This window comes from Parcubacteria group bacterium, from assembly GCA_041660065.1.
In the GTDB taxonomy this organism is placed as follows: Bacteria; Patescibacteriota; Minisyncoccia; order Moranbacterales.
Genome location: JBAZXC010000005.1, coordinates 35612 through 61463, shown reverse-complemented (window position 1 = coordinate 61463; position 25852 = coordinate 35612). Strand labels below are relative to the sequence as shown.

28 protein-coding genes are annotated in these 25852 nt (G+C 40.8%); 8 read left to right on the top strand and 20 right to left on the bottom strand.

The features are described 5' to 3' along the window. Window positions 1–4 precede the first annotated feature (4 nt). From WC819_05435 to WC819_05380, 12 genes are all read right to left on the bottom strand, one after another. Window positions 5–859 carry a GGDEF domain-containing protein gene (locus tag WC819_05435; protein MFA5986761.1) on the bottom strand — a complete coding sequence of 285 codons (855 nt, stop codon included), beginning with the start codon at window positions 857–859 and terminating at the stop codon, window positions 5–7. 62 nt (window positions 860–921) lie between these two features. Further along, window positions 922–1746, bottom strand: a complete 825-nt coding sequence (locus WC819_05430; protein MFA5986760.1) for a TatD family hydrolase — start codon at window positions 1744–1746, stop codon at window positions 922–924. Between the two features lie 463 nt (window positions 1747–2209). After that, complete coding sequence (locus tag WC819_05425) at window positions 2210–2866, bottom strand: HD domain-containing protein (GenBank protein ID MFA5986759.1); 657 nt, start codon at window positions 2864–2866, stop codon at window positions 2210–2212. A gap of 3 nt (window positions 2867–2869) precedes the next feature. Then, window positions 2870–3520: an HAD family phosphatase gene (locus WC819_05420; protein ID MFA5986758.1), complete on the bottom strand. Its 651-nt coding sequence runs from the start codon at window positions 3518–3520 to the stop codon at window positions 2870–2872. 111 nt (window positions 3521–3631) lie between these two features. Further along, the gene (gene recQ, locus WC819_05415; GenBank protein MFA5986757.1) at window positions 3632–5776 is read right to left on the bottom strand and encodes a DNA helicase RecQ; all 2145 of its coding nucleotides are present in this window, start codon (window positions 5774–5776) and stop codon (window positions 3632–3634) included. A gap of 14 nt (window positions 5777–5790) precedes the next feature. After that, window positions 5791–6918, bottom strand: a complete 1128-nt coding sequence (locus tag WC819_05410) for an ATP-binding protein (protein MFA5986756.1) — start codon at window positions 6916–6918, stop codon at window positions 5791–5793. A gap of 107 nt (window positions 6919–7025) precedes the next feature. Next, window positions 7026–7745, bottom strand: coding sequence for a DNA alkylation repair protein (locus WC819_05405; GenBank protein MFA5986755.1), 720 nt, complete (start codon window positions 7743–7745; stop codon window positions 7026–7028). 60 nt (window positions 7746–7805) lie between these two features. Continuing rightward, the gene (locus WC819_05400) at window positions 7806–8033 is read right to left on the bottom strand and encodes a DUF1653 domain-containing protein (protein MFA5986754.1); all 228 of its coding nucleotides are present in this window, start codon (window positions 8031–8033) and stop codon (window positions 7806–7808) included. A gap of 352 nt (window positions 8034–8385) precedes the next feature. Then, window positions 8386–9033 (bottom strand): hypothetical protein, encoded by a 648-nt coding sequence (locus tag WC819_05395; GenBank protein ID MFA5986753.1) that lies wholly within the window; start codon window positions 9031–9033, stop codon window positions 8386–8388. 322 nt (window positions 9034–9355) lie between these two features. After that, window positions 9356–9631, bottom strand: coding sequence for a DUF5698 domain-containing protein (locus tag WC819_05390; GenBank protein MFA5986752.1), 276 nt, complete (start codon window positions 9629–9631; stop codon window positions 9356–9358). Between the two features lie 182 nt (window positions 9632–9813). After that, complete coding sequence (locus tag WC819_05385; GenBank protein ID MFA5986751.1) at window positions 9814–10302, bottom strand: NUDIX domain-containing protein; 489 nt, start codon at window positions 10300–10302, stop codon at window positions 9814–9816. A gap of 8 nt (window positions 10303–10310) precedes the next feature. Next, window positions 10311–11099, bottom strand: coding sequence for a helix-turn-helix domain-containing protein (locus WC819_05380; GenBank protein MFA5986750.1), 789 nt, complete (start codon window positions 11097–11099; stop codon window positions 10311–10313). Between the two features lie 151 nt (window positions 11100–11250). Here WC819_05380 and WC819_05375 point away from each other — a divergent pair, with 151 nt between their 5' ends. From WC819_05375 to WC819_05365, 3 genes are all read left to right on the top strand, one after another. Continuing rightward, window positions 11251–11661, top strand: a complete 411-nt coding sequence (locus WC819_05375) for a hypothetical protein (protein ID MFA5986749.1) — start codon at window positions 11251–11253, stop codon at window positions 11659–11661. A 44-nt stretch (window positions 11662–11705) separates the two neighbouring features. After that, window positions 11706–12020 carry a hypothetical protein gene (locus WC819_05370; GenBank protein ID MFA5986748.1) on the top strand — a complete coding sequence of 105 codons (315 nt, stop codon included), beginning with the start codon at window positions 11706–11708 and terminating at the stop codon, window positions 12018–12020. A 111-nt stretch (window positions 12021–12131) separates the two neighbouring features. After that, entirely contained in the window at window positions 12132–12764 is a 633-nt protein-coding gene (locus WC819_05365; protein ID MFA5986747.1) for a hypothetical protein, read from the top strand. A gap of 45 nt (window positions 12765–12809) precedes the next feature. Here WC819_05365 and WC819_05360 read toward each other — a convergent pair whose 3' ends face one another. Further along, on the bottom strand, window positions 12810–14231 hold the full coding sequence (locus WC819_05360) for a methionine--tRNA ligase (GenBank protein ID MFA5986746.1): 1422 nt from the start codon (window positions 14229–14231) through the stop codon (window positions 12810–12812). A gap of 166 nt (window positions 14232–14397) precedes the next feature. On the opposite strand from WC819_05360, the gene WC819_05355 reads away from it, so the two are divergent. From WC819_05355 to WC819_05345, 3 genes are all read left to right on the top strand, one after another. Next, window positions 14398–14874: a hypothetical protein gene (locus tag WC819_05355; GenBank protein ID MFA5986745.1), complete on the top strand. Its 477-nt coding sequence runs from the start codon at window positions 14398–14400 to the stop codon at window positions 14872–14874. Between the two features lie 198 nt (window positions 14875–15072). Then, complete coding sequence (locus WC819_05350) at window positions 15073–15423, top strand: hypothetical protein (GenBank protein MFA5986744.1); 351 nt, start codon at window positions 15073–15075, stop codon at window positions 15421–15423. A 106-nt stretch (window positions 15424–15529) separates the two neighbouring features. After that, the gene (locus WC819_05345) at window positions 15530–15865 is read left to right on the top strand and encodes a phage holin family protein (GenBank protein ID MFA5986743.1); all 336 of its coding nucleotides are present in this window, start codon (window positions 15530–15532) and stop codon (window positions 15863–15865) included. 230 nt (window positions 15866–16095) lie between these two features. Here WC819_05345 and rsmI read toward each other — a convergent pair whose 3' ends face one another. Both rsmI and ruvA read right to left on the bottom strand, forming a co-directional pair. After that, window positions 16096–16779 (bottom strand): 16S rRNA (cytidine(1402)-2'-O)-methyltransferase, encoded by a 684-nt coding sequence (gene rsmI, locus WC819_05340; GenBank protein MFA5986742.1) that lies wholly within the window; start codon window positions 16777–16779, stop codon window positions 16096–16098. Between the two features lie 4 nt (window positions 16780–16783). Then, a complete protein-coding gene (ruvA, locus tag WC819_05335) occupies window positions 16784–17347 on the bottom strand; it encodes a Holliday junction branch migration protein RuvA (GenBank protein ID MFA5986741.1) in 564 nt (187 codons plus the stop codon). Between the two features lie 361 nt (window positions 17348–17708). Between ruvA and rpsT the strand changes: the two genes are divergently transcribed. Further along, window positions 17709–17978, top strand: a complete 270-nt coding sequence (rpsT, locus tag WC819_05330) for a 30S ribosomal protein S20 (protein MFA5986740.1) — start codon at window positions 17709–17711, stop codon at window positions 17976–17978. Window positions 17979–18086: 108 nt separating this feature from the next. Here rpsT and WC819_05325 read toward each other — a convergent pair whose 3' ends face one another. From WC819_05325 to WC819_05310, 4 genes are all read right to left on the bottom strand, one after another. Then, window positions 18087–19037 (bottom strand): type I phosphomannose isomerase catalytic subunit, encoded by a 951-nt coding sequence (locus tag WC819_05325; protein ID MFA5986739.1) that lies wholly within the window; start codon window positions 19035–19037, stop codon window positions 18087–18089. 318 nt (window positions 19038–19355) lie between these two features. Next, window positions 19356–20297 (bottom strand): DNA polymerase III subunit delta, encoded by a 942-nt coding sequence (gene holA, locus WC819_05320; protein ID MFA5986738.1) that lies wholly within the window; start codon window positions 20295–20297, stop codon window positions 19356–19358. Window positions 20298–20375: 78 nt separating this feature from the next. Continuing rightward, the gene (locus WC819_05315) at window positions 20376–21647 is read right to left on the bottom strand and encodes a DUF3048 domain-containing protein (protein MFA5986737.1); all 1272 of its coding nucleotides are present in this window, start codon (window positions 21645–21647) and stop codon (window positions 20376–20378) included. Between the two features lie 231 nt (window positions 21648–21878). After that, a complete protein-coding gene (locus WC819_05310) occupies window positions 21879–22136 on the bottom strand; it encodes a hypothetical protein (protein MFA5986736.1) in 258 nt (85 codons plus the stop codon). A gap of 240 nt (window positions 22137–22376) precedes the next feature. Between WC819_05310 and WC819_05305 the strand changes: the two genes are divergently transcribed. Beyond that, window positions 22377–22940 (top strand): hypothetical protein, encoded by a 564-nt coding sequence (locus tag WC819_05305; protein MFA5986735.1) that lies wholly within the window; start codon window positions 22377–22379, stop codon window positions 22938–22940. 168 nt (window positions 22941–23108) lie between these two features. Here WC819_05305 and polA read toward each other — a convergent pair whose 3' ends face one another. Further along, complete coding sequence (gene polA / locus WC819_05300) at window positions 23109–25805, bottom strand: DNA polymerase I (GenBank protein ID MFA5986734.1); 2697 nt, start codon at window positions 25803–25805, stop codon at window positions 23109–23111. Window positions 25806–25852: the final 47 nt, after the last annotated feature.

Genomic DNA, 25852 nt, shown 5'->3' with positions numbered 1-25852 from the left:
GCCTTTATTTCTTTTTTGCGACATCAACCAACGTTTCATCAAACAGCGTCACACGATTCCTTCCACAAATCTTTGAGGTGTACATCGCTCGATCCGCAAAGTTTGTGATCTTATTCAACAGTTGTTCCATATCTTTTTTACTCAAATCCTGCCAATCTGCAATTTGATCTGTGCCCACACAACCTATGCTCACCGTCTTTTTTAAAGTCACTTCTTTTCCTTCATTATCAGTAACTGTAATATCTGAATTTTCTACTGAAGATCGTATACGTTCAGCCAATATGAGAGCTGATCGTGAATCCGTATTTGGCAAAAGCACCATAAATTCTTCTCCTCCATAACGATATACGATATCGGAATCACGCACTGTCCTATCAATAATTCGTGCAATTTTCTCTAATGCAACATCGCCCGCATCATGACCTTGCTCATCATTCACTCTTTTAAAATGATCGAAGTCGATCATAAGAAAAGCAACTTCACTTTCCGTTCGCTTTTCAAGCGTAAGATATTTTTTCACTTCATGTACAAATGCCGTTCGATTTTGCAATCCCGTCAGATCATCGATCCATTTAGCTTTTTCCGCTTCGATCTTTTCCAATGTTTCATTGGAATAGAGATTCGCCAACTCCTCAGCTGTCACGCTTGGTATATTCCCACGAGATAATACTTTTCTGTAGTCTCCTTCCTTTTCTGCAATATTATAGACGGAGTCATCATACGGACTGTCAGTCTCTCGCAAAGCCTCCACTCTTTTTCTCATCGATTCCTTTTCCTGTTGCAATTGCTCTTTCTGAGAATCATTATCTGGTTGTGGACTATTAAATTCCCTATTTCCTTCCATAAAAAATTTTGTCATGCCTAAATTATTCTCTGTGCTCTCATTATACAACAAATTTACAAAATCAAGGAAAGACCTGTCTAAATATGGAAAACTTCTTTGGCATTTTTTGTTGTTGTCTGCAATATTTCTTCTGTTGACAGGTCTTTTACATCGGCGATCTTTTGTGCAACATAATACACATCGCGTGGTTCACAGCGGTTTTCGCGTGGCAATGGGCGCGGTGGTAGATAAGGGCAATCTGTCTCGATAAGGAGATCTTTCAAATCAATATTACGCAATAATTTATCGTAAGAGTCCCCATATGTCACGATTCCATTCACCCCGATCTTGTAGCCCAGTGCAATGAATTTCTCCGCATTTTTCCAACTGCCGATATAACTGTGGATCACACCACGTTTTTCTACCGGAAATTGTGTCAAAATATCGACAAGTTCTTCATACCCATCCCAGCAGTGCACCACGATCGGCTTGCGGACGTCATTGCACATTACAATACATTCTTTGAAAACCTCTCGTTGCTTTTCCTTGATCATCTCTATATCATCTCCCTCTCCAAAATGGTGATAATCCAAACCAACTTCCCCAATCGCCACCACGCGATCATCTTGCGCAAGTGAATAATAAAAATCATGATCAAATTCTTCGATGAACTGCTCTTCCGGATCACAATTGCTCGCAGAAAAAAGATGAAGCGGGTGCAACCCGATTGTCGCAAAAACGTCTTTCTCCGCATGCGCGAGATCCACAGCACGTTGTGATGACTCTTGATTTGTCCCCACAGTGATCATCTGCACCATGCCCGCATCATGCGCGCGTGCGATCACATCCACGCGATCATGATCAAACTTCACATCATGAAGATGCATATGTGAATCGATCATCGGAATTTTTTGTTCATTCATAATTTGCCACATATTAAGATAATCGAGCAGGAGCAGGTTTGCAACCTGCTCCACACATTTTACATTTCACCAATTTCTAACTCACATAAATCATTTGCCGATCATCTGGTTTCATCACAGTGCTTTTTCTGATTCTTTTCAACTGATTAGTTTAATATAAATGTCATTTTTTCTTTTATATAAGCGATTATTAAAAGCAAACTTCTGTCATCCTGAACTTGTTTCAGGATCTCACATCTATGGCTTATATAGATGCTGAAACAAGTTCAGCATGACATGGAAATTAAATGATCTCAACTAAAAATATTGTAGCACAAAAAAAATGAAAGGAGCAGGTTACAAACCTGCTCTTGCCCAAATATTTACTGATATACCGAATGAGCTGCAAATACAATTCTTTATCACCTCTCCCGCCACGAATTGACCCCGCAAAATATATTTTCATAAAAAATTATTTTTATTATTATTTTTTACCTTCCCACTCTTTATAAAATTCTGCGAGATATTGTTCCATAAACGCATGCCTTTCTTGTGCAATGACTTTGCCTGTTTTTGTGTTCATTTGATCTTTTAATAAAAGCAATTTCTCGTAGAAGTGGTTGATCGTCGTTGACTCCCTTTTTACATATTGTTCTTTCGTCATTTGTAAATTTGGCTTGATCTGCGGATCGTGTATTTTGCATCCCTTACGTTCTCCATAGCTAAATGCTCGTGCAATGCCAATAGCGCCCAATGCATCCAATCGATCGGCGTCTTGTACAACAAAAAGTTCTACAGACTTATATTCTTTCTCGTGAAAAGTTTCGCGAAATGAGAGGTGTATAATGATATTTATTACACGCTCGATCACATCAGTGGAAATATCAACTGACGACAAAAATTCTCTGATCCTTCTCACTCCGATCTCTTCATCGCCTCCATACAGTTTTGCATCTGCGACATCATGCAATAATGCGCTTAATTCGATCACAAACGTGTCCGCACCCTCTTCTTTCGCGATATGCTTTGCCAATTGCCACACACGATACACATGCCACCAGTCATGTGCCCCATCCGCCTGCAAAAGCGCACTTTGGACATATGCAACGGTTTTTTGGATTATTTCTTTTTGATCCAACATATTTTATACTCCCAATTTATTGATTAGAACATCATCAATATCTGCGAAAGATCCGACGATCACATCCGCCTCTCGCAAATCTTCTTTTGTATGTGTCGTTGTGATTGCAATGCAATAACAGCCTGCAGATTTTGCCGCACGCACACCACTCGGAGAATCTTCTATGACCGCACATGATACGGGAGAAACATGCAACAGCTCTGCGGTTTTGAGATATGGTTCCGGATGTGGTTTTCCGTTGACTACATCATTTGCAGAAATCATCACAGAAAAATATTTTTCCACGTCAAATTCTTTGGTGATCAGAATAACCTCATCACGCGAAGCGCTGGACGCAAGTGCAATTGTATATTTTTGTGAAAGATCACGAATGAGCTCCACAACACCCTCAAAGGCTTTTTTGTGTTTTTCAAATAGTTGCGGATAAATCTTCCATTTACGATCAAGTAAAGTATCAACGGGCAGATCTTGCTGAAATTTTTTTGCAATATCCTCATATCCGCGTCGATCCGTTTTTCCTGCGCAACACGCAAGATAATCATCGTGTGTAAGATCAATTTTATATTCTTTAACCGTATCTCGAAACGCCATCTCATGCGCATGTTCATCATCAATAATCACTCCATTCATGTCAAAAATAATTGCCTTGATCATAGATCTGATTGTTTATAATTTTACCTGAGTATATCATAACAGAAACATGTATTTTATAAAAAATATCATGCATGACTGAAAGTATTGTCCGTTTTTTCCTCATTCCCCCACTTATAAAAATAATCTCACCAATCGCAACAGATCATATGGATATTTTTTATTCAAATGTTCAAATACGGGGCTCAATGCTTCTGTTTTACATTGCACGAAAGCCTTTTGCATTTCATCAAAGACCTTTTTTGACGGTTTGAGATATGCGATGTCCACACGCTCATCAGAAGCGATCAATTTTTCGATATGCGCAATGATCGTACTTTCCGCGAGTCCGCGCTCCTGTGCGATGTCTGCAATCGACATTTTTTGTTTTAGCAGATCTTTGGTGATGTGATATGTTCCACCCTTTACATTCACTGTGCGTGTTTTTTTGATTTTTCTTTGTTGAGAATTCTTATTGAGATCTTTTGATTGTACATCATTTTTATCCACATATGTCCGTATTTCTTGCAAAAATGTCTGACCAAAATTCTTCAATTTCTGCTCACCCACGCCGGTAATCTGCAAGAAGCTTTTCTCATCTACGGGGAAATCGTGCGCCATCTCACGAAGTGATACATCGGAGAACACCACAAACGGCGGCACATTCATATCGTTTGCAATGCTCTTGCGCAATGCTCGTAATTGATCAAACAACACTTCATCATACGCAAAATTGCCTTGATCTTTTATTCTCTTTGTCAAAACCTCTTCTTTCGGTTTTGGGAGAAATATTTTTTCTGTGTCATTGAGAAACTTTTTCCCTTTATTTGTGATCTCCACTATCGGATAATCCCCTTGTGCTTTTTGTAAAATACCCGCGCCAACGAGCGATCGCATGATCTCACGCAACTGTCCTGCGGAAAAGTCTTTGACAATGCCATAGACAGAAAGCGTGTCATGCCCGCGATCCCGTATCTGTTTGATGTTTTTGCCCACGAGAACATCAGCGATATACCCCGCACCAAAACGCGAACCCGTACGAATGACTGCTGAAAGAATTTTTTGCGTAACAGTTGTTGCATCAAAAACTTCTTTTTCCGAAAGACATTCATCGCATCCGCCACAGTTTTCTTCCTCGTATTTCTCGCCAAAATATGAGAGGAGATGACGCCTTCTGCAAGAATTGAGATCCGCATATTCCATCACTTCACGCAACTTTTGTTCGGTTTGCTTTTTGATATTTTCATCTGCAATGTCATTCAAAAAATATTGATGTTTGCGCGCATCCGCATATGTATAGAACATCACACACTCCCCCGGCAACCCATCACGACCGGCACGACCAATTTCTTGATAATACCCCTCAAGAGACTTGGGAAATGTATAATGCACAACGAGTCGCACGTTTGGCTTATCAATGCCCATCCCAAATGCAATCGTTGCAACAATAATATTTGTTTCATCTCTGATAAACGCCTCTTGTGTTTTTTTCCTGCTTTCTGCATCCAATCCCGCATGATATGCCAGCGCAGAGAATCCTTCCGCACGGAGATTTTGGGCGATATTTTCCGTATCTTTACGTGAAAAGCAATAAATAATGATCGATTCGTTTTTGCGATCCTTGAGCAGTTGCAAGAGCTTGTCAAACGCATTCTTTTTTTCTACCACACGGAAAAAAAGATTTGCCCGATCAAAACTGGAAATAAAAACATTGGAATCATCAAACCCGAGTTGGTCCAAAATATCCTGACGCACCTTTTCTGTTGCGGTTGCCGTAAGAGCGATAACCGGCACACCGGGGAAAATGTCCTTTAATCTTTTGAGATTGCGGTATTCCGGACGGAAATCATGTCCCCATTCGGAGATACAATGCGCTTCATCCACGGCGATGAGGCTTGGTTGTAATTTTTTCAAAAAATTCTCAAACCCTGCCAACGACATCCGCTCCGGTGCGATATAGAGAATCTTGATATGCCCGGCAAGTGCATCTTTTTGGATCCTCTGGATCTCATCAAGAGACAGCGAGGAATTCAAGAATTCCGCAGACACACCATTGGCACGCAGTGCATCCACCTGATCTTTCATGAGAGCGATCAGCGGTGAAATGACGAGCGTGATCCCCGGAAACTTCAATGCAGGCAACTGATAGCACAATGACTTTCCTCCACCGGTCGGCATCAAAACAAATGTATCTTTCCCCGCCAAAACATTTTCTATGATCTCTTTTTGCAATGGTCGAAACTCCTCAAAGCCAAAGTATTTTTTTAGAATAGTTCTCATAGCTCAAAAAAAAATTAATTGTGAAATATATCCAAAAAATTATCCCTATTGATCAAAATAAAATTTGAATTTTGATAAGCATCCAAAAAATCTTTAGGCACTTTTGATTTCTTAACCTTCCATTTGACTTCAAAGGCACTAAGAACACCACCCCGTTCTTCCACCAAGTCAATTTCTTTTTGATCCCAGGTACGCCAAAAATACATATTTTTGTTTTGAAAATGATTGTTGTTGCTTTTTATTCTTTCGCTGATCACATAATTTTCCCACAGCGCTCCCACATCTTGGCGAATATCCAGCGTATTAAAATTATTGATGAGCGCATTCCTTATGCCTGTATCATAAAAGTAAATCTTTCTCATTTTTTTCAACTCATTTCGCAGATTCCGACTGAATGGATTGAGACGAAAGATGATAAAAGCTTTTTCTAATAGCTGGATATAGCTGGCAACGGTAACTTTATCTATGCCTACCAAGCTCGCCAATTCATTATATGAAACCTCATTGCCTATTTGCAAGGCCAGCGCTTGCAACAACTTGATCAGAACCTCCGGATTTTTGATGTTGTGATATTGCAAGATGTCCTTATGCGTATAATTATTTGCCAATGTGATCAGTGTTCTTTCTCTATTTTTTTCACCCATTACCATCGCCGGATAACTTCCAAACAACATGCGTGTCTCTAAAAGCCTCTTCATTTCTATTGGATCATATATTGTTTGAAGTTCTTCCACAGAAAAAGGATATAACGTATATTCTATAGCCCGCCCCGTAAGCGGTTCTACGATCTTGTTTGATAATTCAAAAGACGAAGACCCGGTAGCCACCACTTGAATTCCTGGATAATTATCCACGATCAACTTCAGCGTCATGCCAATATTTTCCACCCTTTGCGCTTCATCAATGATAATCAGCCTCTTTCCCTGAAAAAAGTGAAAGAGTTCAGTGGATGTCTTACCGGTCAAAGATTGCTGCACATCAGGCTCATCACAGTTGATATACAGTGATTCATTGAGATATTTTTTTTGGATTTGCTTTACTAAAGTGGTTTTTCCCACTTGTCTCGCCCCATAAATAATGATTGCTTTCCCACCAAAAAGATCTTTTTCAATGGGTTCTTGGATGATCCTTTTGATTATCATAATCTTTAATATTTAGGTGAATTAACTATCCTTAATATATACTATTTGGGTGAATTAGTCAACATCTCTTGTTTTCGTGCAATTTTTAGGCTTACCCACATAAAATCCTATACAGACCTCATCATCGCCTGCTCTTTTAGCTCTTTGGGCATTTTTTCGATCGCATAACGCAGTGCTGTGCGTGGCATCACAGATTTGTTTTGCATCACGTAATCAAAGACCTCTTTTTGATGTGCCTGACTTGCCACTTTGAGCATCCATCCATAGCCTTTTTGCACCATATCATCACTGTCTGTAAGCAATATATCCGCAATTGCAAAAATATCCGAAAGAAATTTCCCTTTCTTTGCCGGCACAATGAGCGTCACCGCCGACGCTCGGCGCACCCAACGATTTTTGGATCGTGCCCACTTTTTGAGATCTGCGATATGCTCCGGATACATTTCCACGGTCGTGCCGATCGTATGATTGCACAATGTGTCACATGATGCCCAGTTTGATACATAATTTTTTACCCATTTTTCAAAAACTCTGAGATCTTTCTTCTCATAATTCTTTCGTAGGGAATATGACCAATTGCATGCGATAAATGACTCCTCCATATATCCTGATTGCCACAACTCTTCGCAAAGATCAAAGATTTCCTTTTTCTGCAGATCTTTGATCAAAGAAAAATATTTTTTTGCGATTTTTGCCACTGTCGCCGTTTTGATACCATAAAACTTTACATCCTCCTTAAAAAATCGCTCTCCACTTTTTTTGACGTCTTTGTCAGCATTTTTGCGCAATTCCTTGCGCAAGTCTCCGAGAATATTTTTTTGTGCCATATTTTTGCCCTCACCCCGCCCTCTCCCTAAGGGAGAGGGGGTTAAATTACGTATAAAAATTTATTTAATAAACTGAAACCGTGGTTTTTTTACTCCGCCGATCTCTACCATCTCACAAAACATGCTCTTTGGCCGTACCCACATCGCATTGTCCCCACATTCTTCCGAGTGATACAGCGCACGATATACCACCAACTCCTCCAATGTCTCACTATGGCGCGCCACGCCGATCACTTCGTACCGCTTCCCCTTATAGTGCTGATAAATACCATTTTTTAAATTTTCCATATTTTTATGGGAATCAAATTACCCTTACCCCAACCCTCTCCCTGCGGGAGAGTAGAATTAAATTATATATTTCAAATACATCATCTCACAATTCCCATTATATAGACAAATATACCAAAACTATATGCCTCTTTATCTTCTTGAGAAAAGTCGAGAAATCTTAAAATCAAAGAGTGTAAGAATATATTGTTTTTATCAGATTTCTCCACTTCACCTGCAGACTGGTTAATACGATGGGAACTGGATTTATGAATAAAAGTTTTGTTTTAGGAATTAAAAAACGACCCGCTCTGCGATAAGTAACGGATCGTCATATGGTATGTAGGATTTTATTGAATAATTCAGAAGATACTCAAGAATCAGCAGGCTGCATGCCGTTAAGGTTACCTATTCCTCTACACTTGACCTCAGCCATTTGAATGAAAACGGGATAGTAAAGATCTTCGTCATTTTTCCTCCTTTTATCATTGACCAAATCACCAAAGATAGAATATGCTATCTTTCCCCGTCTCTTTGTTTTCCATAAGAAAGCAATGAAACTCTCTTCTGAAGTATTGCAAAGAAACATTTCCCCAGGTTCAAGCTCTGGATGTCGATCGTTTGAAAAAGGTTTTTCATGAATGACATTAACTTCTCCACCTTTTTTATATGCTTTTAATTCTGGGATGGATCCCATTGATTCCGACGTATAATTTTCAGGACTATTCTTGAAAAAATTCATTCCGATACAGTCCTTCAAGAATAATGAATTCGCCCTGGCAAAAGCGAGAAAGTCATCAAAAACTTCTCGCCATGTATTCCCAAAAGGCGAAACATGCACATTAGCAGAGATAGCCATGTACGTTGTCTCTTGCCGGGCATCGTCTTTAATGCTGAAAACTGCACAATTAGGACATGACGGCAAAGATTCCACAAATACATGCGGGAAAAAACTAAAGTTAGAAATCTGAAAAACCGGAATGTTTGCATCTTCTTTAGTTAGATCTTTAAGAATATTCATGATTCATCCTCCTCTGGATGGTTGATTTAAATTATTTGCCTTTTAAAAAACTGACTCTATACAATATACTATTTTTTAAATTATGTCAATAAAATAGGCAAGGCGACACAACCAGAGCTACAAATTAATGACTTATCTACGCAATACAAATTTTTCGCTTTGTTGCCGGTAGATGGTGTAGAAATAACAAAGATGCTAACAAATGCACACGTCCTCTATAAATAAAAAACAAAAACCGCTCTTTATCACTTTCATAAGAGCGGTTTATGTTCTTTCGATTTGCGCTTTCCCTAAAGGGACATCGTCTTTCATCTGTTTATAATTACGAATTATTTTGTTCTATCAAGCGAGCTTTGGCTCCCTCGTCCATGTGGAAATAGTATGTACTGATCACAGTTCCCACAGCACACCCCACGGCATACAAGAGAACCAGTTGCCAGTTGCTGATATCATCCACGATCTTTTGTAGTACATAGTACCAGATCAGGATATTTACCATCGTTACCGCCCCACTGGCGATCACTCTGGTTTCGACAACCATTTTGGTCCACAATGTGACAATAATCATCTCCAAAACCCCAACAAAAAATAGTACCATATGGTTTTTACGTTAGGCGATTTATGCAATTGTTAATGTCGACCTTTACTGCGCCAGTATGCCTCTCTAGCACTGACTAAAGTCAGATCAAAAGTGCCTTTTTTGCAAGGATCACCTTTGATAAGACCGTCCAAAAAGTATAGCAGAAATCACGCCTTACGTCAATTCATCACACAAAAAACTCAACGCCACCCATGCTCACTGTATGGCACATCATTGATGATCATTTGAACCGCTTGCGCGATATAGGGAATGGTGTTTTGAGGCAAATTTTCACCATCACACCACAAAAGATCGTCACATTTATGAGGCTCACAATTTGTGATCTCGCCCTGCCACCGCGTTGTCACAAAAAACAGATCCACACGCTCACTATCTTTTCCTATTTTCCTATGCATTGTATGCACCATTTCCAAATCATCTGGTTGCACGATGATCCCGATCTCCTCCCTTGTTTCCCGCACAATGCATTGTACAAACGTTTCTCCCCGCTCCACATGCCCCGCCACCAGACTATAATTGCCATCTTCATACCCTGTCTGAAATCGCCGCGCAAGCAAGATTTTCCCCTGCCACACAGGGATCACATATGCTGCAGGCGTCACTTTATAACGCACCTTTTTACCAGCATCCCGCACCGGCACATCATTTTTTTGATAGATCCATTTCATATTTTGTTTTATAATTTATTCGCCTCTTTTGTCGGAATTTCCCATAACTTTCGAAATATTTCTCGCATATTAAGCGCCATCATTTCATCATGAATTTCAATGAGATAAAAAGGGGTGTGGCGCGTATGGATCATGACAATATAATTTCCACACACCCACGTGGTTGCTGTAAAATTTGTATCCGCCAAAAATTTGACATGTCTTTTTGGCTGGTATTTCCCTTTTAATCTCCGCTCAGGAGCCGAATCATTTGTAAACACTTGCGGTAAATAATTTTTATGCTGACTTTCCTTTGTTTTCCAACTCTCCGCGATCCAAGCGGGATAATTTTCAACAAACGTGTGGTCTTGAAAACCCCACCAAAAACCGTCTGATGCAATGACATTTTTTTGCCACTTCACCAAATTATCAAACAAGAACTTTTCCAGATCTTTCTCTTCTATAAATCTGATCTTGGGGACGGGATATGATTTTTCTGAACTAATAAGTCGAAGCTCACCAACTGCCCGCTTGACCAAATCCTCTTTCTCTTTTAATGCCCTTTTGTCAGATTCTAAAATATTTTTCAGATCGTTGATCGGCAAAGATACATATTGCAAAGTTTTACCGCTCAAGTCTTCGGCAATGATACCTGAAGAAACCAGGCCTTTGGCAATATGATAGAGCGTTGCCCTGTTGAGCTTGGTCAGTTTTGCCAATTCTGCAGGTTTAGTTTTTCCACGCCGAAGCAAAGCGAGATATACTCGCACTTCTTTTTCATTAAGCCCCAATTTTTTGAGTGTTAGATTGACTGACATATATATCCTCATCCTATACTGTTGTCAATATATTGTCAACATTTGTTGAACTTTAATTGACATATTGCAGATAGTGCCATATGCTTGACTGTCAATCGTTCTTTCACAATGAAGATGCGCCAAACAAACCACCAACTAAGGAGATCGTGCCATGCCAACTCAAAAAACTGTAGAAAAATTTATGGTGGAAGGTTTTGCCAGAGAAATGTTAAATGGAAAAATCGTTCGTTTTATCGTGAACAAGGAGCTGTGTCCGGATGAATTTACAAAATTCAATAACCCGTGGGTTAACTATGTATCAAGTATTTTCAGTGAGGAATCCCATGCGCGTGGGCGAGGGATCTTTTCTGGAATATTTTTCACTTTCGAACAGTGGAAATGGAAGGATGCTCAAATATCTGAATCAGAAAAACATCTTCACATACTCCTTTTTGATACAATTCTACACAACAGCCATTTCAACATGGGAGAAAAAGGAATTATTGCCGGATGGTTTCTATCAGAAATACTTTCGGAGGTTCCGGAATCTGAAGGCGCTTACATCCATGGTGAGCGCTGGTAAAAACTGCATCTACTCATATTAACCTCAAATTTTAGGAGAAATACATGGACACTGCCACAATAATGAATGCTTTGAAGGAAATTGAAAGACGAGATGCCTTGCAACAAGAACAACTTAAGCAAACATTTATCGCCTATCAAAAACAATTCTCTCAAAGCTATTTAGAAAAGAATGCTGAACAACCCATAGAGTTACTGACACAATTACTTGTTCAGTGTGTCACTTCACGATTAGGTATAAAACTATTGTCATTTGTCGCAGAAAATCGCGAATTTTTAGAAGGTGATACGCTATTTACGCTGGAAATGCTCCAGTCCATTTATGAACGCATAATCACATTTATCGATCACGTTGAATAATCACTCATCAAAAATCCCCTCTGCATCGTCATTGGGGATTTTCTGTTTTTGGTTTTTGTGAATATATTTTATTTAGAGTACTATTATAAATACTAAATATAAATTAATTTTATGATCTATTTGATCAGTGGTTCGCCACGCGCAGGCAAAAGCACTCTGTCCAGAGAGTTAGGTGACAAACTCAAAATTCCCTATCTTTCCGTCGATAATATCCGTCCTATTATTATGCCTTATTTTAAAGCTGACGAGCGAGAAAAAAAATTTCCCTTTATGAAAATGTTCAACGCCGATAAGATTGATGATTTTTTTAGAAATTACACAGATCAAGAGATCTTTGACGCTGACATGACAGAGATCACGTCTGTGTGGCCAGGTGTGGAATCTCTAATTGACCATCTCTTGTTATGCAAAATGGATTATATTATCGAAGGCACTCACCTACTACCACATTTGGTAAAAAAATACAAAGATAATACAAACATTAAAATTATGTATTTAGTTAAAATACATAAAGAAGAGATTCTCAAAGGATTATATCAAAATACCAGCCAGTATCACGATTGGTTGATGGGTAATACCAAAAATGAGGAAACAATCAAGTTTGCTGCGAAATCATTGATTGTATATGGGAAATATTTTAGTGAGGAAGCGAAAAAACATGGACTCATGTGTATAAATACTGAGGACAACTTCGAGGATAGACTCACACAAGCCAAGGATATTTTAACATCAAAGAACTTGTGATCTGATACAGAAACAGATTATAAATCTGCTCCTGCATAATTGATTTTATATCCTTCCAAAAAGGATTACGCGTTCGCGGGTTTTGAGCGCGCTCACGATCTTTTCTGATGATTCCGGCATAAATGGTTGCAGTGCAACTGCGATCGTATGCAGGTCTTGCAATAGTGTGACCATCACTTCGGTAAATTTTGCTTCATCGTTTTTGCGCAATTCCCATGGTTTGTTGTCCTCGATGAATTTGTTGGCACGTGTTACCCTTTCCCACACTTTTTCCAATGCGTGATTCATCTGCATTGCATTCACATCTTCCGCGAGGTCGATGTGCTCGATCTTTTCTGCATCATACTGCAAATCTCCTGCAAGCGTGATGATGCGCGCCGTGAGATTGCCCAGACCGTTTGCCAGATCAGCATTATATTTTGCCGTCATTTTGTCCCATGAAATGTCCCTGTCCTCGCCGAAGTTGCTCTTGGTGAGGAGGAGATAGCGTGTACCGTCTACCCCGTATTTTTCTACCATTTCTTTTGGTGCAATCACATTGCCCAATGATTTGCTCATCTTTTGTCCGTCCACACCGATAAACCCATTGATAAATATTTGTTTGCTTGTTGGCAATTCTGCCGCCATAAGCATCGCTTGCCACATTGCGCTTTGCTGGCGCAGATTGTCTTTTCCTGCAATTTGAATCGCGTTTGGCGCATCAGTCGTACCCCAGAATTTTTCAAAATTTTTCTCATCATCAAACCACCCGATAGTGGAGATATAATTTGTCAGCGCATCAAACCACACATACATCACATGATCGTCATCGCCCGGCACCGCAACACCCCATGGCATTTTTTCTTTGAGTCGCGAGATCGAGAAATCCTGCAACCCCCCTTCTACAAAAGATGCGATTTCGTTCAGTCTCTTGTGTGGCATAACAAACTCCGGGTTGTTTTTATAGAGTGCAAGCAATTTTTCTCCAAATGCACTGAACTTAAAGAAATAGTTTTCTTCATCGATAAGTTCCAATTCTTTCCCAGGGTGTAGCGGACACTCTCCATCCACCAACTCACTATCCGTCTTTTCCAATTCACAGCCGACGCAATATTTCACACTGTATTGTTTTTTGTAAATAAAGCCATTGGCATCCACGCGTCGCCACATTTCCTGTGCCGCAGATATGTGATGCGCGTCTGTCGTGCGGATGAAATGTGTGTAACTCAAATTCAAAAGATTTTTGAGCTCATCAAATTTTGTCGCATATTCATCCACATATGTTTGCGGATCCTTTCCTGCTTCTGTGGCCTTTTGCCAGATCTTACTACCATGTTCATCTGTACCGGTATTGAATACCACATCCTTGCCTGAGAGTCGTTCAAAGCGTGCACGTGCATCTGCGTACACGATCTCACTGGCAAAACCAACATGTGGCGCAGCATTAACATAAGGCAAAGTCGTCGTGATGTAAAAATTTTTTGTCATAACATGCATAAAAAAGAAGGATTATCTATAGCAAGTATAAAGGAAAAACCTTATAAAATCAAGAAAAAATGATGCATGCAGTTGACAAAGTCGCCTTTTTCTGCTAGGATACTCTGTTTACCTTAACAATTACCCTCAACAACAAACCCTAGGAGGAGGTCTCCCCATGAACAAAGTGATCCAACGTACTCAGGCAATCAGGCGTGGTGGTGGCAATCATCTTGCTACTGCAGAATTTGAACTTCGTCAGATCGCCGATCGATTAACCTTTCAGAGTGATCTGAAGAATTTTTTTATCACCTTTAAAGATGATGTCCGCTTGATCGCGAAAGTGATCAGCATGGGCATCGCAACCGCAGAAACACTACAGGCTGAACTTTCGCAAACGTTCAGGTTTAACTACACACTCTGTGAGTCTGCTGCAAAAATCCATAAAGATGATCAGGATTTCATTGTGTGGCTCATTGCGAGCATGCACAAAAGAAATTCTCCGGATGCTCGACGTTTGTTTTCGCGAGTCATTATGCATCTGTCCACAGATAATCTCTGGTTGATCGACGCGGCTACCAATGACCCTAAAATAGCGGCCATTTTAACTCCAGTGATGGACAAACGCCACGCCACTTTACCTCTCGCCGCCTGAAAACTGCCCCAGAACCTCCACACCCGATATCGCACAACTGCGTTTGTGCATATCGGGTTTTTATTTTGCCAAAAACCCTTTATTTATGGCACTTTTTATCACTAAATATTGACAAATTGTCAATTTGGTGATATAATAGTCAGTTGGTTTTTTAGTGAAGTAAATTTAACAATAAACCCCATGAATGGAGGTATTTCAATGGCTACTAGAACTCCCGTATCCCCTAACGCACAATCCATCATCGAGGCAGTAATGAACTCAAAAAACCTTGGAAAGGACATGTACGATCAGATCACAACACATGCAGAACGCCTGTGTGAGACTGACATCTGGAACATCGTCAGTTACTATCACTCAAACATCAAGGTGGTGGAAGCTGTGATCCGATCGACGATCCTCAAAAAGGAAGTTGCCTGTAGATTCTTGCGCGTGTTCAGTTTTAACTCGTATCTCTGCGAAGCCGCCGAGTATGCGTATGATGACGAGCAATTCTCAAAGCTCCTGGAGGAACGGCGTGCAGAAGTACGTCCCTCCGGAGTGTTTCATTAATACCAACGTCCGATCGGCACAATCATTATATTGACTGTGCCGATTTCTTTTTTTCTCCTGCCAAACATGGTATAGTAAACGTACAGTAATCACTTAGAAAAAATTTATGACCCCATCTCACAAAGAAGAATCCTCACCAATAGAAAGTGCCCTCTCCTCGCCGGTTGTGTCCGCGATCTCCGAGCTTGCAGGATCGCTTCTCAAGCTCGCACAAGATCGTATCGCTGAACGCGTAGAGGAGACAGCAAATCGCATCACACACAATGCCGTTGTGACATTCACGATCGTATTTGTCGGTATCATCGGTGGTGTATTTGTCCTCACAGGATTTTCGCTCTGGCTCGGATCCATTTCACATCTCGGTGCATGGTTTGGATTGCTTGTTGTCGGCATCCTCCTTTTTATCGTTTCTCTTGTTGTTGGGCTTATCCGCAAGAAATAATTTTTTGAAATTCAAAAACTCCCCCGTCGACTGACGAAGGGAGTTTTTTATTTTTGAATTTTTTATGAGCTCATTTAATTTCCATGTCATCCTGAACTTGTTTCAAGATCTATATAAGCCATACATGTGAGATCCTGAAACAAGTTCAGGATGACAGCATTTTGCTTTCAATAATGCTGTCTGAAATTACCTTCGTCCACCATAGGCGAACTCGCAATGACACTTTGATCTTATTTGCACACAATAACCACAAATTCGCCACGCACTTTATCCGGATGTTCTGCAAAATACGCCAGCACTTCCGCCACTGCGCCACGCACGATCTCTTCATGCATTTTGGTCAATTCGCGTCCGACGATCACGTGTGGTTCTTCTTCTGATAATTCTTGGAGGAGGTGGAGATTTTTGATCACACGATGCACGCTGTCATAATAAATTACCGGCACATCAGATGCGATCACCTGATGAAAGAATGTTTGTCGTCCTTTTTTGTGTGGCGGATATGCCAAAAAGAGAAATTTCTGCAGATCAATGCCGGCAACGGAAACAATCGCGCCAAGTGCCGACGGACCGGGAATCGGCTCAACGCGAATACCGTTCTCAACTGCCAATGCGACAAGTTTATTGCCCGGATCACTGATGCCCGGTGTACCGGCATCCGTCACGACAGCAACATTTTTTCCCTCGATGATCTCATCGATAATGCGCTGTGCTTTGTCATCCGTTGTATGTTGATGATATGAAACCGTTTTGGTGTTGATCTCATAGTGACGCAACAATTTTACTGTCACACGCGTATCCTCGCACACGATCAGATCAACAGTCTTTAGTGTCTCGATCGCACGCATGGTCATATCGCCCAGATTACCGATTGGCGTTGCCACTGCATATAATACACCGCATGTTTTTTCCATATTTTTATTTGCCCAAATATTTAAGCGCCAATCGCACACACTCGCCCACATCTTTCACGTCCTTTGGCACATTGCTCAAGGCATCGCGCGCTTCGGATGCGCTATAACCGAGAGAGCGTAATGCATCGATCGCATCAGCGTGTGTCATCGCATTACCGATTGCCGCATCGATTGGTGCGACAACTTTTCCGGAAAGTTCCAGGATGACTTTTTCTGCTGTTTTTTTGCCAATGCCGGATACCCTTGTGAGGATGCTTGTGTCTTTGTGCGCGATCGCTGTTGACAATGTCGGCACGTCGGCAATTGAAAGAATATTGAGTGCCGCCTTTGGCCCGATACCGGAAATGCTGATGAGCATCTCGAACATCCGCAATTCCTCTTTTGTCAAAAATCCATAGAGAGAAATTTCTTGTTCGCGCACATGTGTATGAATATGAAGAGATACATCCCCATCAACTTTTTCCACAGCAAAACCAGACATAAAAACCTCATATCCCACATCATGAACATCCACAATAATAGCATCTTTGGTCTTGGCGATAATAGAACCTTTGAGATAACCGATCATTTTTTAGACTGTTAGACATTTAGACTAGTAGAAATGTAGACAAAAAGTATACAAAATTATCATTAAAACGGCAATGCTTTCTATCACAAGTGTACCACTACATTATGGATATACGCAAAAAAATATTTACAATACACCCTTTCACTGGTCTACTAATCTACCTGTCTAAATGTCTACCAATCTAATCTTGCCAAAATCAAAGTTCTGTGCTAAAAATAAGAAACGATCGTTTTCGTGAATTTCTCAGTTTTGCGGATGTGATCGGTATCTAATGCTTATCCCGTCACTCGCAAGTGGCAGGATGTATCCAGTCGCTCGTGAGCGACAGGACGAATTTAAATTCAATTATCTCAATAACACTATGCCAATCATCGATGCTGCAAAGAAGTATGTAAAAGTCACTGCAAAAAAAACCGAGGCAAATCGCAAAACCCGCGGTGCATATCGTACAGCAATCAAAAAACTCGAAAAAGCAATTGCAACCAATAACACAAAGGAGGTTGACACATATTTGAAACTTTCACAAAAAGCACTCGACAAAGCCGTGCAAAAGAATGTCATCAAAAAAAATACCGCCGCACGCAAAAAATCACGCCTCAACAAAAAAGTTGTTGCGATGAAGAAAAAATAACCTTTCAAAAAGCATCCTCACTATGGGGATGTTTTTTGTATGAAGAAAAACCCACATACTGTAGCTCCAAGTATGTGGGTTTCATTTTTTTGTCACATTTTTGACGCATCACACATGGATACGTGTCACAAGAACTTTTGCAACATCACTTGTGGAAATTGAGAAACTTTCTGCATATGGCAGAAGAGCCGTTGACCCAATGTGCAAAATTGCACCAGTGTTCTGGTCAAATACTGTGCCTTCCACAACATGTAATAGTCGTGGACAGTGGTTTGCTCTCAGTGCTAGCGGCTTACCAGCGTGCTCGATCGTTGTTGCAGTCACAGTAAATGAAGAATTCGTCGCCAGAATCGCATTTGAGAGATTTTTATGCATATGCGGTTCATAATCACTGAAATTGGTACTAGACAGTGACTCCTTAATATGCAATTGGCGCGGTTTGCCATCGAGACCGGGACGATCCCAATCATACACACGAAATGTTGTCGTGGAATTCTTTTGAATTTCCAATATGACATTCCCTGTATCGATCGCATGCAACCGTCCACTTGGGATAAAGATCGACTTCCCTTTCTCACATTTCTCCGCGTGCAAACACGACTCCAGGTTCCTTTGATCCAATGCTTGTATGAAAATTTCTCGCGTCACACCTTTTTTCAAACCGGCAAAAATTTGGGCTTCCTCCTTTGTGGTTTCTATCACATACCAAAATTCATCCTTAGCATCACCACCAAATTTTTTTGCTATTTCATGTGGCGGATGTACTTGCAGACTCAAGCGATCATTGCAATCCAATAATTTCACAAGTATCGGAAATCGATCTTGTGCGTCCCATCTCGGACCCATCACGTAAGCACCATCGGATAATATAACCTCTCTCAATGTTGTCTTTTGTTGTTTATACCTTACGCAAGATTGATTATTGGGTCGATCAACAATTTCCCAGCTTTCTGCAATGTGCGAAGATTTCTGTGGCAACTTTCTTCTAAAGAGCGTTGCTAAATTGAGACCGCCCCATATCGCCTCCTTGTAAATTGGTTGAAATATGATCCACGACATTTTCTCCTCTCCTTTTTATCTCCATGTATTGATAAAAGAACAAACGGCAATACCACATGTGATATGCCTTTTATTCCATTATAGTGCCACACAAAGAATATTTTGGCAATTTTTTACATTGTCCCTATTCACCTTTTCCCAAGAAAATATCTCTAAAACTCTTGTCTTTGCGAGGAGGAACGACGAAGCAAACTTGTTTGGATATACTGTATTTTTTTCAATATTTAAGATTGCTTCGTCGTTCCTCCTCGCAAAGACGTACATTTGTCAGATAATTTTATAATATGTAGAAAAAGGTGAATAATTGTTTTACATTTTCTATATCCCCATGACAAAAAGATCCAATGCACTCTGCACATCCCGTTTACCGGTTTTGATCTCTCTGTCCAGAACCGTTAGGTGCTTATGTGCGTTTGTTAGTACTTTTTGTGAGACTTTTTTGACAAGGAGAAGTGCTTTTTGTGCGACAAACGGGTGCACCCCCGCAAGCTTTGCAACAACATTTCTATCCTGAACCACGCCCCATTGTGATGCACCACCAACGAGAAGCAACGTGCGGATCTGATATGTATACATGCTAAAAATATGGAAGGGATCATCACCTTTGGCAAGCTGTTTTTTGAGCAATGTCAGTGCATGTCCCTTGTCTCGTGCAACGATTGCCTCAATCGTTGCAAACATATCCGCATCAATCTGCCCATGCACCAAAACGTGTACATCTTCAACTGCAATGACACGTCCGGACACATATGCTGACAATTTATCAATCTCTTGTGCCAATCGCCATAGATCATTGCCTACATAGAGAACGAGCTCATCGACCGTCTCTCTGTCAATTTTCGCATTACATTTTTTGGCATATTGTGTGATCCACATGGTCAAATCATGACCAACGAGTTTTTTCCCTTCGAGAACTTCATCAGCATTTTTGTTGAGCCAACCCACTAAAAATGCATTCTTGCGTGGCAGACCCGTTTCCCAAAAAACGATTATATCTGTGCCGGAAATTGCTTTTTGCATGATCTTTTGCTCTTCGGCTTTTGTGGACTGGATAAAATTTTTGATAATGATCATTTTTTCTGACGCAAAAAGGTCCTGTGCTCCGATCGTGCGACAGATCTCATACACATCACACTTTTCATCACAGTCAAAAACCACGCAATTCCCTCCTCCAACATTTTTTTGTATGTATGCAGACTTCAATTCTTCAACTTTATGATGTGTTGTATATGTTTCTTCACCACATATGTAGATAAGCATAATTTTCCATTAAAAAAGCGCCCATTTGCACATTATAGCATACGTTGGACGCTCTTTATTTGATCCTTTTTGGGTCAATTACTCTGCTGTTGTTTCTGTGGTAGCCGTAGCATCCGTTGCGGTCGTCGCCGGCGCAAGAGCCGCCTGTTCGCGCTTTGTCTTATTTTCTGCACGATCCTCTGCCGTACCGGGATTCCATTTTACCGTCTTGCCATTAGACACAACCTGCAACCAAATTTGTCCTGGCACAAAGTGAACATCCTGTCCATTTGCATCATAAAATTTGAATGGTTTTTTGTCTCCTCGTTCTTTCTTCCATGTGCCAACGATCTCTTGTCCGTTCATATAGAAATATGCTTCTCCCTCAAATCTCGTATCAAACCACGGATCACCGAGCTGAAAGTTCGGATATTGTCCATTGTCGTTCTTTTTGTGCGTTTCATCTATACCAGCCCATGGATCACGAAGTCCCTGCGACACATAGTCTGTGTCGATATAAAAAGCATCTTTTTTTGTCTGGATCACGATCACATTCTTTGGCGATACCCGTTCCTTGGTCACAAAATCATATTCCTCCTTTTTGTTGAAAAGACGATCATAAGAGTTTGTCTCAGGATTGTATTCGTAGTTCACACGAAATGGATTGTCATAGCCCACTGAGATTTGGCCATATTCCGGACGCTGGTCTCTGGAAATTTCTCCTTGATGTTCAAATCCGGCAAATGTATTTTGGTTGGAATAGCCATATCCGCTCGCTGATTTGATGAGTTCCGGCATCGATGTAAACGCGCGGTCTTCCATATCCAATGGCACAACGCCCTTGTCCAAGCGATAGCATGCCGCATCACCCGCATTTACACCACCATCAGCGCATGTCAGACTGTTCATCACTTTGTTATCCAAGAGATTTTTGGTCACGCTATCCCCGCCCCACAACACGAACACTGCATCGATCGAGCCTGCCACATTCATAAAATCCACTCGTGCTGATCGCATCGGACCAATTTGTGTCGGCGCATTACACCCGAAAACACCCATCACACGCGTCCCATCATGGATCGCGCGGTGTGGCATCTCCACCACCATATCCGCCTTGGTAATATTGGAAAAATACGGTCGTGTCTCCACATCACCACTATACATCACGCCAAAAGGACGTTTGTCATAATTATCACATGCAAGCCCGGTGATCGGACTGGCATTTGCCGGTTTTTCATATGGCACAACAACGTTTCCGGGCGTTTTTTCCTCAGTAGAAATCTCCTCTGCATTTCGTTTACATCCGCATCCAGACAATGCGATCACCGCAAGACATCCGGCGCTGACTGCATATATATATCCTTTTTTCATATATTATGATATTTAGTTAATGTTCATTTGTTAGTATATCACACATTTTATACTACGTGCCAATTGTGTATTATAATGCACACAATCGTTTTAAACAAGAGTAAAACCATGTAATAAATTCCGTGTGCTTGAACGAAATAAAAGGAGCATGTTGCAAACATGCTCCTGCAAGGTTAAATCATCCGTGAGGAATCATTGACTCTCAAAAAAATGGCTTTCCTTTGTCGATCGTCACTCCAAAACATTAACGAAGACTTCTCTGTTATAAAACGGGCATCTCTCCGGCGATGTGACCTTCCAATTGCCGTCTTGATAGACGAGTACGACCGGTATGGTCGACTTGGGAGCATCAGTTACATCGAGAACTATTTCTTGGCTTACTGGATTTGCGTATCGATATTTAACGCGAGCCTCCATAACAAAATCTTTAACTGTAATTTCTACAATTTGTCCAACTTTTGGAATTGCACTTGTAAATTTACTCTGCATGATTACCTCCCTTTATATGTATGATTCTGCAATAAGCCACCTCGACATTACAGCTTTGCAATGTACTCCAAAATAGTAAGATTGTCAATATTTTGTTTTTCCATGTTTTTCCCATATAAAGAGGAGATGAGATTGATCATTGACTTTTTTTGCAAAATGAGCTAATTTTAATTGAAATTTGGATAAATATATTTCGTGGCATTTTGCCATCATATTGTACCTTAAAAGGAGAAACTATTCATGATTACATCATTAATAGCATTGATTTGTTTGGCATTATTTTTTGGGAGATTTGTTGTAAAAGCAAATGAAATTCATGCGGAGAAAAAAGGCCAAAAAATTACTCGCACTAATACAATTATATCATCTGTTATTGGGGCAGGACTTGGCACTGTAATTGGATTTATTATCATAGGCTTTTTAATCCGGATTTTTTCCACGACGCAATTAGTTGAGGATTACAAAATGTCTATAGCTCCAATCTCAGAAAATAGTTATGTTTCTGAAGTGCGAATTGATAACAACTGTTATTACGCATTTCATCAACAAGATCTAGACAAAAACGATCGCCGTAAAGTTGCCTTTACAATGCTTTCATGCCGTAAAGTGAAGATACTCCAGGATAAAAATAGAGAAGATGCATATATTGCATTTGAAGTAGAAAAAAACACGGTTCAACAACCCCTAATGCATTATTTCTTACCAAAAATGCTTTACGAAAATTTACAACCAAATTTTACAGGTAAATATATTATCCATATTCCAGAAGGAACTTTAACTCCGCCATACCCTATTCCGAGATAAATTTCTCCAAAAAATCAACGCTAAGTAGCTTTGTGCTAAAAACATAAAGCTACTTTTTTTATGAGATGTTTTAAAAAAATTGATGAATTGATCAAAAAGGCAGAAAAGCTTAACACAATTTTCCGCCTTTTTTATTTTTGATACAAAGCATAAAGAAATGTAATAATCCTACAGCTCACTCCACCGCTCGCCTTGTGACACATCGACAGCTAGTGGAACTTTCAACGTGCAGACATTCTCCATTACATGTGTCATCTGCTCTGCAAACTCTCCTGCCAATTCTTCACACACTTCAAAAATGATCTCATCGTGAATTTGCAATACGGCATATGCATCATCTGTGCCATACTTCTTTGCGATATGACGATCTGCCGCGATCATCGCCAGTTTCATAATGTCTGCCGCAAGTCCTTGGATCGGCATGTTGATCGCCGCACGCTCCCCTGCCGCGTGTAATTGAAAATTCTTTGATTGGATCTCTTTGACATAGCGTCTGCGACCGAAAAGCGTTTCCACATACCCGCTCTTCATCGCTTGTTTTTTGGTATTTTCGATATATACCTTCACACCGGCAAACTTTTCAAAATATGCCGTAATGAATTTCTTGGCCTCTTTGGTATCAATGCCAGCCGCTCGTGCAAACCCAAACTGTCCCATGCCATAGATGAGCCCAAAATTCAATTCCTTGGCACTTCTACGCTGTTCCTTGGTAATCTCCTCCGGTGCAATACCCAACACCTGTGCCGCCGTATATGTGTGAATGTCCATACCGTCATTGAACGCTTTGATCAATGCCGGATCACCACTAACATGCGCCACACACCGCAGATCGATCTGCGAATAATCCACGCTGACAAATGTATATCCTTTTTTTGCTTTGAAGCCTTCGCGCAAACGCCGTCCATCCTCTGTGCGGATCGGGATGTTTTGCAGATTTGGGTCTGATGATGACAATCGTCCCGTCGTTGCCACCGCTTGATTGAATGTTGTGTGGATACGATCTTCCGCATCGGTCAAAGTTGGCAGTACATCCACATACGTTGTCTTGAGCTTGAAAAGCTCACGATATCGCTCGATCTCCGCAACGATCGGATGCACGTCACGAATTTTTCCCAACTCATCAGATGCCGTAGAAAATCCTGTTTTGGTTTTTTTGATATTTTGCGTCGAGATCTGTAATTTATCAAAGAGGATCACGCGCAATTGTTGTGTAGAGTTGATATTGAAAACTTCTCCCGCATGACCGTAAATCGTCTGCGTAAGTGTATCAATCTCCGCATTGATCACTGTGGCAATTTCTTTGAGACGACCTTTGTCAATGCCAATGCCTCTCTTTTCCATGTGAAAAAGCACATCGATGAGTGGCATCTCAATCGTATCCAAAACGGTTTTGATATTCGCTTTTTCTTTTTGCGTTTTGATGATCTCATCGATCTTTGCACAAAAATGTGCATGCAACATTGCCGTATGATATGCGCGTGTGCATACGACATTGACCTGTTCATCATGATCGCGTAACATAAGCGCCATTTGATTGCTTGTCTTTTTTCCCTCTGACAAAACACCTAGCACATCAAAGGCAAGCGCATCGAGATCGAATTTTTTGTTTTGTTGGACCACATATGCTTGAAGCAACACATCATCCACTACGCCGTCAACTGTCATATGCCACCGCTCCACATCATGCAAAAATGATTTTACATCATAAATCACTTTTTTGATCGTACTGTCCTTCATAAAATGCCCAAGGATTTCCGCTGTTTTTTGTGTATATGGCATATACTGTACTTGATCACCCACAAACAGCGCCATACCATACATTTGCGTCTGCGAAGCGTCAATCGCAACACTTACCACAGATGATGCGCATTTTTTGCATACCATCGCCACATCACGTTCCGCGACAACTGTAATGTGCATTGCGTTTTTTTGCGATTGTGTTTTTTCCTGCGCCCCTGCAGAAGTGGGAAATCGCCTGATCAAACTATTGAACCCCAGTTTGTGAAACATCGTGCGTGCGCGATCAAATGTGATATCCGCTGTTTGTGCCGCACCGAGATTGATGAGGGCAACAGGCACATCCGTACGAATGATGCCAAGTGTTCGTGAGAGATAGGCTTTTTCTTTATTTGCTTCCAATTTTTTGCGCACGCTGTCCTTGATCTCATCGATATGACTGTAAATGTGGTCCAGATCATGATATGTTGTCAAAAGTTCGACAGCCGTCTTTTCTCCGATGCCCTTCACGCCGGGGATGTTATCACTTGGATCCCCGCGCAAGCCCTTATAGTCCACGATTTGCTCCACCTCTACACCCATTTTATCTTTGACCAATTCCCTGTCATAGAGCACCATGTCATGGATACCGCGCGACATTGTAAATACGCGTACATGATCGTTGACCAGTTGCAATGTATCTTTATCCCCTGTCACGATCACCACATCCACATCATCAGTAATATGTGTAGAGATCGTCCCGATCACATCATCTGCCTCAAAGCCTTCTTTCTCCACAATCGTGATCCCCAACGATCGCACCACATCCTTAACGAGATCAAATTGTGGCGTAAGGTCTTCCGGCGTTTCTTTGCGCTTTGTTTTGTATTCAGGAAACATCTCATGACGAAAATTCTTCCCCGGCACATCAAACGACGCCACGATATATTCCGGCTGGAATTTTTCCAATACAGTAAAAAGTGTGGATACAAATCCATACACCGCATTGGTCTGCACGCCATCATCGGTCGAAAGCGGCGGGATCGCATGATACGCCCTATGCAGAATCGCATTTCCATCAAGAAGTAAAAGTGTTTTACTACGTCCCGCCGTAGCTTTAGCGGAGGAGGAATGTTTATTTTTTGTCATAGAAGATATTATAAAAGCACACTTTTATGATAGCGTGCTTATACCAA